The 12,457-nt window shown below is 64.6% G+C and carries 9 protein-coding genes; 6 read left to right on the plus strand and 3 right to left on the minus strand.

The genetic code is table 11. The features are described 5' to 3' along the window. Positions 1–40: 40 nt before the first annotated feature. Positions 41–1,045: a GlxA family transcriptional regulator gene (locus tag KUW18_RS07550; RefSeq protein WP_261396464.1), complete on the plus strand. Its 1,005-nt coding sequence runs from the start codon at positions 41–43 to the stop codon at positions 1,043–1,045. Here the strand turns inward: KUW18_RS07550 and KUW18_RS07555 are convergent. After that, on the minus strand, positions 1,016–1,672 hold the full coding sequence (locus KUW18_RS07555; protein ID WP_222561117.1) for a class I SAM-dependent methyltransferase: 657 nt from the start codon (positions 1,670–1,672) through the stop codon (positions 1,016–1,018). The two genes, KUW18_RS07550 and KUW18_RS07555, sit on opposite strands and share 30 nt — an antisense overlap. A gap of 275 nt (positions 1,673–1,947) precedes the next feature. Here KUW18_RS07555 and KUW18_RS07560 point away from each other — a divergent pair, with 275 nt between their 5' ends. The 5 genes from KUW18_RS07560 (at position 1,948) to astB (ending at position 8,168) form a co-directional block, all read left to right on the plus strand. Then, complete coding sequence (locus KUW18_RS07560; RefSeq protein ID WP_206941496.1) at positions 1,948–3,162, plus strand: aspartate aminotransferase family protein; 1,215 nt, start codon at positions 1,948–1,950, stop codon at positions 3,160–3,162. Between the two features lie 62 nt (positions 3,163–3,224). Then, complete coding sequence (locus KUW18_RS07565; protein WP_206941495.1) at positions 3,225–4,295, plus strand: arginine N-succinyltransferase; 1,071 nt, start codon at positions 3,225–3,227, stop codon at positions 4,293–4,295. Further along, entirely contained in the window at positions 4,295–5,338 is a 1,044-nt protein-coding gene (gene astA / locus KUW18_RS07570) for an arginine N-succinyltransferase (protein ID WP_222561118.1), read from the plus strand. The genes KUW18_RS07565 and astA overlap by 1 nt, the downstream gene beginning before the upstream one ends. Then, on the plus strand, positions 5,338–6,807 hold the full coding sequence (gene astD, locus KUW18_RS07575; RefSeq protein WP_222561119.1) for a succinylglutamate-semialdehyde dehydrogenase: 1,470 nt from the start codon (positions 5,338–5,340) through the stop codon (positions 6,805–6,807). Before astA ends, astD begins: the two co-directional genes overlap by 1 nt. A 5-nt stretch (positions 6,808–6,812) precedes the next feature. Then, a complete protein-coding gene (astB, locus tag KUW18_RS07580; protein ID WP_222561120.1) occupies positions 6,813–8,168 on the plus strand; it encodes an N-succinylarginine dihydrolase in 1,356 nt (451 codons plus the stop codon). Between the two features lie 178 nt (positions 8,169–8,346). Here astB and KUW18_RS07585 read toward each other — a convergent pair whose 3' ends face one another. Both KUW18_RS07585 and KUW18_RS07590 read right to left on the minus strand, forming a co-directional pair. Beyond that, positions 8,347–9,321 (minus strand): DUF4434 domain-containing protein, encoded by a 975-nt coding sequence (locus tag KUW18_RS07585; protein WP_222561121.1) that lies wholly within the window; start codon positions 9,319–9,321, stop codon positions 8,347–8,349. Positions 9,322–9,357: 36 nt separating this feature from the next. After that, positions 9,358–12,408, minus strand: a complete 3,051-nt coding sequence (locus KUW18_RS07590) for an NfrA family protein (RefSeq protein ID WP_222561122.1) — start codon at positions 12,406–12,408, stop codon at positions 9,358–9,360. Positions 12,409–12,457: the final 49 nt, after the last annotated feature.

Raw genomic sequence — 12,457 nt, forward strand, 5'->3', positions numbered from 1 at the left:
CGAGCCATAGGACAAGAGGAGTGGGGTGCCAGGGAGAATGATGGAAACTCGTGCCGTCGGTGATGGCCCCCTTCGAGTGAGTATCGTCTTGGTACCCGGGATGGTGCCCCTCGACCTCGTGGGGCCATGGCAGGTGTTACGCAGTGCATCGATCAGGCAGCCCTTTGAGATCGACTTCATTGGGCCCCGTTCTCAGTTTGACTGGATGGGGCCGCTATCGTTGTCGGGTATAGCGCCGTTGCCCGACTCCCTGGGGGATTGCCACCTGCTGTTGGTGCCTGGCCAGTATCGCGCCGCCATGGAAGCCGATGCTCAGGATGAGGTGGTGGGGTGGCTGCGGTCAGTGGCGCCCCAGGCTCGTGCCGTGATGAGCGTGTGTTCGGGTACGCTACTGTTGGCCCAGGCAGGCTTGCTGGATGGCCGCCGTTGTACCACCCATCATCAACTCCTCGACAGACTGCGGTGTCTGGCACCCAGGGCTCTCGTTCAGCAGGACTGCATATTCACCGAGGACCGTGGGCTGTTTACCAGCGCTGGCATTTCCACCGGGATTGATACGATGTTGCATTGGCTGACGCGAGTCGTCGGACACGACATCGTGGTAACGGTGGCGAGGGATATGGTGCTGTATCTTCGTCGTAGCGGCCAGGAACCCCAGCTGGGTGTGTGGCTGACGGGGAGAAATCATGTCGATCAGCGGATCCACCGGCTTCAGGATCGCATCGCTGCTGCCCCGGCTGATACATGGTCCATGTCGCGTATGGCCAGGGAGTCCGCCATGGGAGAGCGCCACCTGCGGCGCCGCTTCGTCGAGCTGACCGGCATGAGCGCACTGGACTATCTGGCCAGAATTCGCCTTCAGCTGGCCCGCCAGTTGATGCAGGAATCATCGCTTAGCCTCGCAGCCATCGCCGAAAAGGTGGGCGTGTCGGACGAACACCAGCTCAGGCGCCTATGGCAGCGCTTCGAAGCGGGTACGCCGGCGCAGTGGCGCCGTCAACGGCAGCGTGACAGCTCAGCGCAGGACGCCTGCCGGGTCTGTTGATGATGTGGGTGGCGCCTTGCAGGCCAGCAGGGCGCGAAATACCTTGCCCATCAGTACCGCAGTGTCCTGTTCAATGACGAAGCCTGCCTTTGTCAGCAGAGGTGCGGCCTGGCGGGTAATATCGGTGGCGATGGTCGTGGTCGCCAGGTTGAGGCTGCGTCGCAGCACCCCGGAAGGCCGCTCGTCGTCCTGGAACTTGTCCATGATGCACAGCTGTCCATCGCCGCCCATCACGCGATAGGCCTCGGCCAGCCCCCTGTCCGGTTGCGGCATGACCGCCAGAATCAGATGCATCACCACCACATCGAAATAGCCATCCGGGTAATCCAGCTGCTCGGCGTCCATTGCTCGTGCTTCCACATCCACCCCAAGGTGATTGGCCCTGAGCTTGAGTCGCTTGACCATGGCGGGGCACAGGTCACTGGCGTGCACCTCGATATCTCGTGGTAGCCACGGCAGGTCGAGCCCGGTGCCCGCTCCCACCAGCAATACCCGCATGCCGGATTGCCAGCGCACCTGGGCCAGTGCCTGACGGCGCGGCCGGCGAAAGGCTCTTTCGGCGACCACGTCATACACAGGCGCATACAGCGAGTAGCGCCAACGATTCCAGCGAGTGGTGTTGATCATGAGGATTCACTGAGTAGTGGAAGACTGGCTGTCTACAGACTAGACGAGGCGCTGGGCCGAAGCATGCAGAAGACACGCGGCTGTGGGTTGTCGAGGGTGACGGTGCTGCGCGGACGTGGCTGTGCTTTGTGAAAAAGCCGGTCCCATTGCTGAAAGCCTTCCTGCGATGGCGTCCCTATACTCGAGTGATCGATTGATTGCATGTTTTGCGATTTCGCGCATTACATGCTCAGCCGTCTCGCGACGGCAACCACCCATGACAGCGGAGATCACCGATGAGCCACACCCCGAGCCGTGCCGACTTTGATCAGTACATGGTGCCCAACTACGCGCCCCAGAAGGTCATCCCGGTGCGCGGCGAGGGCAGCCGCCTGTGGGACCAGGAGGGGCGTGAGTACATCGACTTTGCCGGCGGCATCGCGGTCAACTCTCTCGGTCACTGCCACCCGGTGCTGGTGGATGCGCTCAAGGCCCAGGCTGACAAGCTGTGGCACCTGTCCAACGTCTATACCAACGAACCGGCCCTCGAGCTGTCCCGGGAGCTGGTCGAGCGCACCTTCGCCGACAAGGTATACCTGTGCTCGTCCGGTGGCGAAGCCAACGAAGCGGCCTTCAAGCTGGCGCGTCGCTGGGCCCATGACACCCATGGCGAGCACAAGGACAAGATCATTTCCTTCCGCCAGTCCTTCCATGGACGCACCCTGTTCACCGTCAGCGTAGGTGGCCAGCCCAAGTACTCGCAGGGGTTCGGTCCGGTCCCGGGCGGCATCCTGCATGCGGAGTTCAACAACCTGGACAGCGTCCGCGAGCTGGTAGGGGATGACACCTGTGCCATCGTGGTCGAGCCGATGCAGGGTGAAGGCGGTGTCGTTCCGGCCACTCAGGAATTCCTGCAGGGACTCCGCGATCTGTGTGACCAGCATGATGCGCTGCTGGTGTTTGATGAAGTGCAGACTGGCGTGGGTCGCTCGGGCTCTCTCTATGCCTACATGGATTACGGTATCACCCCCGATATCCTGACCAGCGCCAAGAGCCTGGGCGGTGGTTTCCCCGTGGGCGCCATGCTGACGACCGATCGCGTGGCCCCGGTGCTGGTGCTGGGCACCCACGGCTCGACCTATGGTGGCAACGCGTTGGCGTCTGCCGTGGCCCTGGCCGCGATCCGCCACATCGATACGCCGGAGGTGCTGGGTGGCGTCGCCAAGCGTCATGAGCTGTTCCGCGAGCACCTCGAAGCCATCAACCGCAAGCACGGCGTGTTCAAGGAAGTGCGCGGCATGGGGCTGCTGATCGGTGCCGAGATGGCGCCGGAGTACGAAGGCCGTGCCAAGGACATCCTGCCGCTGGCCATTGAAGAGGGCCTGATGGCCTTGATCGCCGGACCCAATGTGCTGCGCATGGCGCCGTCACTGGTGATCCCCGAGGCAGACATCGTCGAGGGCCTCGAGCGCCTGGAGCGTGCCATCGCTCGTCTGGTGAGCGCATCGTGAGCAGGCCCCTGCCACAGACTATGTCATCGGATCTTGAGCAAGCTGCGACAGGAGGGCATCCCATGTTGGCTGTTCGCCCTGTGCGGCCTGGTGACCTGCCGGCGCTGGAGCGCCTGGCAGGCAGTGCCCAGCCGCGCCTGACCAATCTGCCGGCCCACCGCGATCGTCTCGAGGAGCGCATTGCGCGCTCCCAGCGGGCCTTCGCGTCGGAGGTCGAAGTGCCGGGAGACGAGCACTACACCTTCGTACTCGAAGACCAGGAACGTGGCGACGTCGTGGGCACGGCCACCATTCGTGCCCTGGCCGGCGCTAACGAGGCCTATTACACCTATCGCCAGGAGACGCTGATTCATGCCTCGCAGCAGCTCAATGTGAGGCGTGAGGTGCAGACCTTGGCGCTGTCCCACGAAGTGTCCGATGCCAGCCTGCTGTGTGCCCTGTCGCTGGACCCTCGCTACAAGGGCACCAGTGCGGAGAGCCTGCTCCGGCGTGCCAGGCTGATGTTCATTGCCCAGTACCCGGAGCGGTTCGCCGACGTGCTGGCGATGGCCTTCCCCGGCTATCTGGACGAGGACGGTGCGTCGCCGTTCTGGAACAGCGTGGGCCGGCATTTTTTCGTGCGCGACTATCACGAGATCAACTATATCGCCGGCGTGCGCTCCAAGAGCTTCATCGCTGAGGTGATGCCACAGTTCCCGCTTTACCTGGCCATGCTGACGCCCAAGGCTCGCGCGGCCATCGGTCGCGAGCATCCCGCCCATGAAGACGCGCTCGAGGAAATGCTGGCCGAAGGCTTCCTGCGCTCCCGCCATGTGGACCTGTTCGATGCAGGTCCCGTGATCAAGGGGGATCGTGCTCGGCTGGAGAGTTTTCGGCGCGCGGCCTGGCACCCGGTGCGCATTCGTCCCGAGCACACCCTTCCCGACGCCGAGCCGGCCATGGTGGCCAATCAGCGCCTGGATGGCTTCTGCTGCACGGTGGCCCGTTACGCGCTGTCTCCCACAGGTCAGCTGATGCTGTCACCGGCCCATGCCGAGCTGCTGGGGGTGGAAGAAGGTCGTGCGGTACTGGCCGCGCCCCTGGCGTTGTCGGCTGATGGCCTCGATCCGGGATATGACGAGGGAGAGCTGTAATGCGCATGCGTCCGATCAAGGAAGGGGACCTGGACGAGCTCCAGGCGCTGGCCCGGGAGACCGGCGTCGGCTTCACCTCCCTGCCCGATAATCGCGAGTTCCTGGCCGCCAAGATCGCCTCTGCCAGCAGCGCCTTCAATGAGCAGACCCCGGTGGATCAGCGGCTCTACTTCTTTGTCCTGGAGGACGAAGAGAGCGGTCGCCTGGCCGGTTGCTGTGCCATCGAGGGCCAGGTGGGACGCGAGGTACCGTTCTATCACTATCGCGTCGGCACCCTGGCGCATTCCTCCAAGCAGCTCGACCTGCATCGCACCGTCGATACGCTGTTTCTGAGCTCTGATCACACCGGCGACGCCGAGGTGGCGTCACTGTTTCTGCGCCCCGAGTTCAGGGGCGCGGACCGCCGCCATCAGCGCAACGGTGCGCTGCTGTCGATGATGCGCTGGCTGTTCATGGCGGAGTTTCGCGACCGCTTTCCGGAAAAGGTCCTGGCCGAGATGCGTGGACGCTTCGACGACAACGGTCGCAGTGCTTTCTGGGAGTGCCTGGGCGCCAACTTTTTCCCGATGGACTTCGATGAAGCGGATCGCTTGACCGGTCTGGGTCAGAAGAGCTTTATCGGCGAACTGATGCCCAAGTTCCCGATCTACACCCCCTTCCTGTCCGAACAGGCGCGTGCCTGCATCGGTCAGGTCCACGAACATACGCGACCAGCGCTGGCGATGCTCAAGAAGCAGGGACTGCGCTGGGAAGGCTATATCGACATCTTCGACGGGGGGCCCACCGTCGAGGCCTATATCGACGACGTCAAGGGCGTTCGGCTATCCCGCCATGTGCGGGTGGAAGTCGATCCTGATGCTGTCAGCAGCGAACGTCCCCAGTGGCTGGCGGCCACCACGTCCATGGCCGACTTCCGCGCCGCCTGGGTCGGACGAGGGCCCGACGCCGCCGGCATCCTGGTACTCAATGACAACGAAGCACGCAGGCTGGAGGTCAGCTCCGGCGATACCTTGCGTGTGCTGAATTCCGACGAGGAGGCGTGATGCAACCCACCCAACAATTGCTCATCGACGGTCAGTGGGTGTCTGGTGATGCAGAGACCTTCAGCAAGCGTGATCCCATCAGCGGAGCGACGCTGTGGCAGGGTGCCGCGGCCAGCGCCGAACAGGTGGAGCAAGCGGTGGACAGCGCCAGGCGCGCCTTCGCTGCCTGGGCCAGAACGCCACTGGCCGAGCGTGAGGCGCTGGTCGAGCGTTTCCGTGGCGTGCTGGAAAATCATCGCGAGGATCTGGCCGCCAGCATTGCCCACGAGACCGGCAAGCCGATCTGGGAAGCACGCACCGAAGTTGGCGCCATGATCGGCAAGGTGGCGCTGTCCATCCGCGCCCGTGAGGAGCGCACCGGTGAGCGCGAGCGTGACCTGGGAGATGCACGCGCCGTGCTGCGCCATCGTCCCCATGGTGTGATGGCGGTGTTTGGTCCCTACAACTTTCCCGGCCACCTGCCCAATGGCCATATCGTGCCCGCCTTGCTGGCAGGCAACACGGTGGTCTTCAAGCCCAGCGAGCAGACGCCGCTGACCGCCGATCTGACCTTGAAATGCTGGCTTGAAGCGGGCCTGCCCGCTGGGGTCATCAATCTCGTGCAGGGCGCTGCCCCGGTGGGGCAGGCGTTGTCGGCGGCCGCCGGCATCGACGGCCTGCTGTTTACGGGGAGTGCCAAGGTCGGCGGGCTGCTGCATCAGCAGTTTGCCGGCCAGATGGGCAAGGTGCTGGCGCTGGAGCTGGGCGGCAACAACCCGCTGGTGGTGAAGGATGTACCGGATGAAGACGCCGCCGTGCTGACCATCTTGCAGTCGGCGTTTCTGTCCGGCGGTCAGCGGTGTACCTGTGCCCGTCGCCTGATCGTGCCCGAAGGAAGCGCTGGGGACAGCTTGCTGGCGGCATTGACGGAGGCCATGGGACGGTTACGGGTGGCACAGCCCTTCGCTGAAGACGCGCCTTTCTACGGCGGTCTGGTCAGCGTAGCGGCCGCCGAGGGACTGCTGGCGGCCCAGGCGGATCTGGAAGCACGAGGTGGCAAGGTGCTGGTACGGATGCGTCAGCTCGAGGAGGGCACCAGTTTGCTGTCTCCGGGGCTGGTGGACGTGACCGGCGTCGAGGTGCCCGATGAAGAGCACTTCGGGCCGCTGCTCAAGGTCTATCGCTACCGCGACTGGGATGAGGCCATCGCCCTGGCCAATGACACGCGCTACGGGCTTTCTGCCGGCCTGATCGGCGGCGAGCGCAGCGACTGGGACGACTTCCTGCTGCGCATCCGCGCTGGCATCGTCAACTGGAACCGCCAGACGACGGGAGCGTCCGGGGATGCACCGTTTGGCGGGGTCGGCGACAGCGGTAACCATCGTCCCAGTGCGTTCTACGCTGCCGACTACTGCGCCTACCCGGTCGCTTCAGTGGAGAGTGAAGCGCTGAACCTGCCCGATAAGCTGCCGCCGGGGGTGAGCCTGTGAAGGATATGAGTCAACAAGACGTGGTCGAGGTCAACTTTGATGGCCTCGTCGGCCCGACCCATAACTATTCCGGCCTGGCCCACGGCAATGTGGCGTCCATGTCCCACGGGGGCCTGGTGTCCAACCCCCGTGAGGCAGCGTTGCAGGGTCTGGCCAAGATGAAGGCCCTGAAAGACGCTGGCTACGCCCAGGGCGTATTGCCGCCGCAGCAGCGCCCGGACCTGGGCGCGCTGCGCTCGCTGGGGTTCACCGGTGACAACGCTGAGGTGCTGGCCCAGGCGGCGGAACAGGCCCCGCAATTGCTGCGCGCGGTCTGCTCTGCCTCCAGCATGTGGACGGCCAACGCCGGTACGGTGACCCCCAGCGGTGACGCTGCGGATGGGCGCGTGCACTTTACCCCGGCCAACCTGCAGTCCAGCTTCCATCGCTTTCTGGAGCCGGAAACCACCGCACGGGTGCTGGCCGCAATCTTCGCCGACCCGACCCGCTTTGCCCATCACCCGGTACTGCCGGCGACCCCGGCGTTTTCCGATGAAGGGGCGGCCAATCACACCAGGCTGTGTGGCGAACACGGCGAGCCGGGTGTGCATCTGTTCGTGTATGGGCGCCAGGCTTTCGGCGGTGATGGGGTCGAACCCAGCCGCTACCCTGCCCGCCAGACCCTGGAGGCCAGCCAGGCCATCGCCCGCCAGCACGGTCTGGGCGACCATCAGGTGGTCTATGCCCAGCAGCACCCTGATGCCATCGATGCAGGGGTCTTTCACAACGATGTGATTGCCGTGGGCAATGGCCCGGTGCTGCTGTACCACGAGTTGGCGTTCCGCGACGAACAGGGCACCCTGGACGCGCTGCGCGACAAGATGTCGACGCCCTTGATTCCCGTGCGTGTGCCGCTGGAGGCGGTTAGCCTGGAAGATGCTGTCGCGTCGTACCTGTTCAATTCCCAGCTGCTGTCCAACGACGATGGCAGCATGACCCTGGTCGTGCCAGGCGAATGCCAGGAGCGGGAAGCGGTATGGCGCTGCATCCAGGATCATCTGCTGGCGGGCAACAACCCCATCAGTGAAGTGGTGGTCAAGGACGTCAAGCAGAGCATGCGCAATGGCGGAGGTCCTGCGTGCTTGAGGTTGCGCGTTGTGCTGAGCCAAGCCGAGCGCGCAGCGCTGACCGGTCGCGTGCTGCTCGATGATGCGTTGTACGAAGACCTGGTGGCCTGGGTCAAGCGCCACTACCGCGAGCGGCTGGCCCCGGAGGATCTGGCCGATCCACGGCTTGCCGAAGAGACGCTGGCAGCTCTGGACGAACTGACCTCCCTCCTTGAGCTGGGGCCGGTGTATCCCTTCCAGGGAGCAGCCGGCTAAGGCGCGATCGGCTTAAATGAGCGTGCGTATCCTGTTGGCTGCTCTAGATCGATCGCATGTTTCGACCCTACCTTCCGGTAGGGTCTTCTTTAATATCGCTACTGGCTGAGCCGCTACCGTGTGTCAGGGGCCCGTCTACGAGCGTCCACACGAAGCATCGAAGGCTTTCTTCAAGGCCTTAAAGAAGATCCTGGGCCCAGGGCATATAGCGCAGCGAAAACACGGCGTCAGGGTGGCAGTCCCGTAGCGGACGACGGGGCGGCGTGGGAATCGCGTGGAAGGGTTCGGTAGCTCCACTGGTGCGTGAAAAGGCTTCACGCACGATACCGACACGACAGCTCAAGGCATGGCGGTAGTCGCTGCGCACAAGGGGGTCGAGATTGCGCGTGCCTTCATCATCCTGCCACCAGACCTGCCATCCACTGTCACTGATCGCTTCGGCCCAGGCGGTATAGACCTGTGGGGTGACAAAGCCGCCGCTGAACATGCTCAAGTGAAGTGGGCCTGCCAGGGCCGTGCTGGCGCTGGCCAGCTGTGACACCAGCTCATCGCGCACGCCAGGGTCACGAAACAGCCAATCGTCGAGCTCTTGCGGCAGATACCATCCCACCGGGGTCAGCGGCCACTGCTGCAGAATCGCTTGCTGCTGTGCGGCGGACCTTGCCAGCAGCTGATACCAGTAGTGGGCAAAGCGAGCGTTGTCCGGCAGCGTATCGTAGTAGGCCGGGTCCTGGTGCAAGCCGAGGATCAGCTCGAGCCCCTGGCGCTCTGCTTCCACCAAGGCGTCGGCCAGCCAACCCTCGGCACCGCCGAAGGTATCGTCGCCATAGCGAGTCCACTGCACGATCAGCGTATCGACGCCATGATCGGCGGCCTGTTGCCATAACGTTTGCCAGCGCTCGCGGGTCAGCAACTCATCGCGATTCTGGGGCTGATAGAACAGGATAGGAGTGGAGTAGGCGCTGGCATGGGCTGCGGCATGGATTGTGGTATAGCCGACCAAATCGTCAGCAGGAGCGCTGGCGACACCGCTTAGCGGTGTCAGCAGCACGGCGGCGATCACCACAGAGTGCCCGGTTCGTACCTTGGCGCGTGGGCGTGCAGGGTGGGCGATCGACGCTAGCGGCTCAGCGACTGTGGCAACAAATGGCATGGCAAGTACTCCCATGATCTAGATCGAGGCCTCGTGTTACAGGCTCCATTCCAGGTGAATCATCCAGCCGTCCCGGCCATCGTAGAGGTTGCCGCCCAGGGACTGCTGATACTCCGTCGAGACGCTGAGTTTCCGGCGAAAGGCGTTGTAGTGATCCTCGTCGTACCACAGCTCCCAGCGCAGGCCCGCTGCGACCCGCACATCCTCGTCCCAGCCATCGGTGTCATGGCTGGTGGCCTGGAGGCTGGCGTAGGGCATCAGGGTCTGAGCACTGTCGGTCGGCAGCTTGAGGGTGTAGCCCTGGCGGTAACGACTGAACAGTTGCACGTCGCCGCGCTGGGTCCACCAGGCGCCGTCCAGATAGAGCGAGCGTTCGTGCCAACGATCCTCGGTAGGCCGCCATTCATTGCTGTAGCCACCCTGGTCGAGAAAGGAGCCGCTGGCGCGCAGCAGCAGGTCGATGTCCGTATGCTGGTCATCGTTTTTCTGGGACTCGGCAAACACCTCGGCGTAGAGATTGATGTTGTGACGGGCTAGCGGCTTGGCCCGCAGGCCCATGCCCAGAGAGCGGCCTCGCCCATAGTCATCCCGGTCATCGCCGCCGAAGATAGTGCGCACGTAGCCCGCCAGCTGGCGCCCCTGACTGAGCGGATCGTGGCCAAGGGCATGATCCCACTGCAGGATCTGGGTGTTGATATCGTGGCCGCTGGCGCTGTCATCCTCGCTATCGCTGCGGATACCGGGTGTCGGGCTCGCCGGAGACCAGCTTGAGGACAGGGTGATGCGGTCGCGCCGGGTCAGGCTCTCGTGCTGGCGTCGCTGGCGATAGCGGCGTTCAGCCATGCGGTCGGCGCTGTCGTCTCCCACCCGAAGGTCCAGGGGCTGCAGATCGATGGCCTGCTCAAGACGGGTTAGCGCGCGAGCGTTGTCGCCGACGGCAGCGTACAGATCCCCCAGGGTGCTCGCGCTGACGACATCCTCGGGATAGGCGTGGCGTGCACGTTCCAGCAGAGGTATCGCCTGTTGGCGCGATATCTGGGTGTCGCTGGATGCCAATGTCAGCCCCAGTTCCCGTGCGAGTCTCGGTGAGTCCGGCGCTGCGGCCTGGGCCTGCTCAAGCCAGCGGCGGGCGAGGACACCGTCGCCGGCCTGTTGGGCGAGCTGGCTGGCACCCTCGAAAGTGGCCGAATCTGCAGGCGCTGCCTGGCTGGTGGCATCTGTGGCGAGAGCCAGGGCTGTCGATGGCTCGCCGTTGGCCAGGGCAATGCGTGCTCCGAGCAAGCTATGCTCGGCGCTGGCGCTGCTGGCATTCCACCAGCGCCAGGCCTCCTCGGTGTCACCGCTGGCCAGCGCGCTGCGAGCGCCGGCAAGGCGATCTTGCTGTTCCAGCAGGTTGACCTCGACCGCCTGCCATTCGCGCCAGGCGGCGGAGGGGTCGCCAGCGGCAAACAGGGCATAGGCAAGCCGCTTGCGCGCCTGGTTGACGTCGCCGATGGGGGCCTGCTGCTCCAGGCGCTGCGCCAGCGCGCGTTGAAAATAGCGGGCGGCCTGGCCCGGTCTATCTCGCGAGCAGATGCCCAACGGCCCCCAGGGAGGGGACGGTGAGACGGCGAACTCTTTAACCAGAGCGCAGCGATCCTGGCGTGCAAGCTGTTCGAGCAGCCCCTCCCGCGCCATGCTGCCAAGACGTGGCTGCTGGATCAGGATGGCCAGGGTGCCGTCGGGTATCTTGGCGGTGTCTTCGCGGTACAGGAAGGCCAGGCGATCGAGGGCTTGGGGTGAAAGCCGGTCAGGGGCGGCGAGCAGGGCCTGCTGCAGGATCTGCCTGGCCGCCAGGGGGTGATCCGAGGACAGGTACAGGTAGCTTGCCTGGTCCAGCGAGCGGGTTTCGCCGCTCAGCAGATAGTGGCGTTCCCACAGCTCGGCGGCGGCGAGTGGGCGCGACAAGCGCTGGGTCAGTTCGGCGCGCTCGCGAAGGGTGGCAGCGGTCTGGGGTTGTCGCTGCAGTAGCGCCAGTGCCTTGGTCAGATGGCCGTCGGCACGATAGCGATCCAGTAACACTGCGTCCTGCCGCGCCTGCCACTGCCGGGGGAGTGTTGTGGTCTCCAGCAGGGCGATGGCATCGAGCCGATCGGCCAGTACCAGCCAGCTTTCGGGATTGTCGGCGGGATCGCACTCGGCGAAGGTCGCCAGGGCGTCGGGGTCGCCTTGATGGGAAAGCCAGTCGACCAGCGTCAGACAATCCATGTCGTGACGAGGTGCCAGCTCCCTGACCTTGGCGGTGTCGCCCAGTGCCAAGGACGTCTGCAGCAGCTTGTCCTCGTCGCTGGGCAGTAGCTGGCCGCTGTCCTCGAGGGTCTTGAGCCAGCGTTGGGCGGGCTCCGGATAGCCCAGGGCAATGGCACGATCCGCTCCCGCCTTGAGCACGAAGCGCCGAATATCACCATCGGGCAGGGCCGCGACCATGGCGTTGACGCCCTTCTCGTTGTCGGACTGGACCATGGCAATCGCCAGGCGTCGCCAGTCGTCTTCTTCCAGCACGTTTTCCAGCGCGTGGGGCACCAGGGCATCGATCACCTGATCCCAGTCCTGGACCCGCTCTGCCAGGGTGGCGCGATAGCGGTCCAGCGCCAGGCCGTCGTCCTTGGCCTGGACGGAGCGCAGCCAGGCAAGCGCCTCCGGGGCCCCGCGGGTGGCGCGCAGGTAGTCCCCCCGGGTACGCCATAGCTCGCTGCGTGCCGCGCCGGAAGTCTCGGCCAGCCACTGGTCGACCTGGTCGGCGCTGGCATGGCCGTCGGCGATCCAGTCGCGGCGCAGCGCATTGATCTGCACCGCGGCCAGGTTGGCATCCAGCGCCCCCAGCGCCGCCACGGCGCCGTCCAGGTTGCCTTGTTTTTCCAGCGCCTGTGACAGCAGGCGATATGCCTCGATATTGCCAGGCACCTGTCCGATCAGATGCTCCATCAGTCGCTGTACTTCGGCCCAGTCCCTGGCTTCTGCGGCGCGGTAGGCCCGGTCGAGGTAGGGGTAGCTGCGAAACTCGTCAAACTCGCTGAGTGCCTGGGCCTGGTGGCAGACGATCAACACTATGCCAAGCCACCAAGGGCGCCTCAGACATCGGCTAAGTCGGTTGCTT

The organism is Halomonas sp. DP5Y7-2, assembly GCF_019802025.1.
Lineage (GTDB): Bacteria > Pseudomonadota > Gammaproteobacteria > Pseudomonadales > Halomonadaceae > Halomonas > Halomonas litopenaei_A.

Bases quoted from the DNA above. Each gene is read 5' to 3' on its own strand.
- KUW18_RS07550 (WP_261396464.1), top strand. From the start codon at position 41: ATGGAAACTCGTGCCGTCGGTGATGGCCCCCTTCGAGTGAGTATCGTC.
- KUW18_RS07555 (WP_222561117.1), bottom strand. From the start codon at position 1,672: ATGATCAACACCACTCGCTGGAATCGTTGGCGCTACTCGCTGTATGCG.
- KUW18_RS07560 (WP_206941496.1), top strand. From the start codon at position 1,948: ATGAGCCACACCCCGAGCCGTGCCGACTTTGATCAGTACATGGTGCCC.
- KUW18_RS07565 (WP_206941495.1), top strand. From the start codon at position 3,225: ATGTTGGCTGTTCGCCCTGTGCGGCCTGGTGACCTGCCGGCGCTGGAG.
- astA (WP_222561118.1), top strand. From the start codon at position 4,295: ATGCGCATGCGTCCGATCAAGGAAGGGGACCTGGACGAGCTCCAGGCG.
- astD (WP_222561119.1), top strand. From the start codon at position 5,338: ATGCAACCCACCCAACAATTGCTCATCGACGGTCAGTGGGTGTCTGGT.
- astB (WP_222561120.1), top strand. From the start codon at position 6,813: ATGAGTCAACAAGACGTGGTCGAGGTCAACTTTGATGGCCTCGTCGGC.
- KUW18_RS07585 (WP_222561121.1), bottom strand. From the start codon at position 9,321: ATGCCATTTGTTGCCACAGTCGCTGAGCCGCTAGCGTCGATCGCCCAC.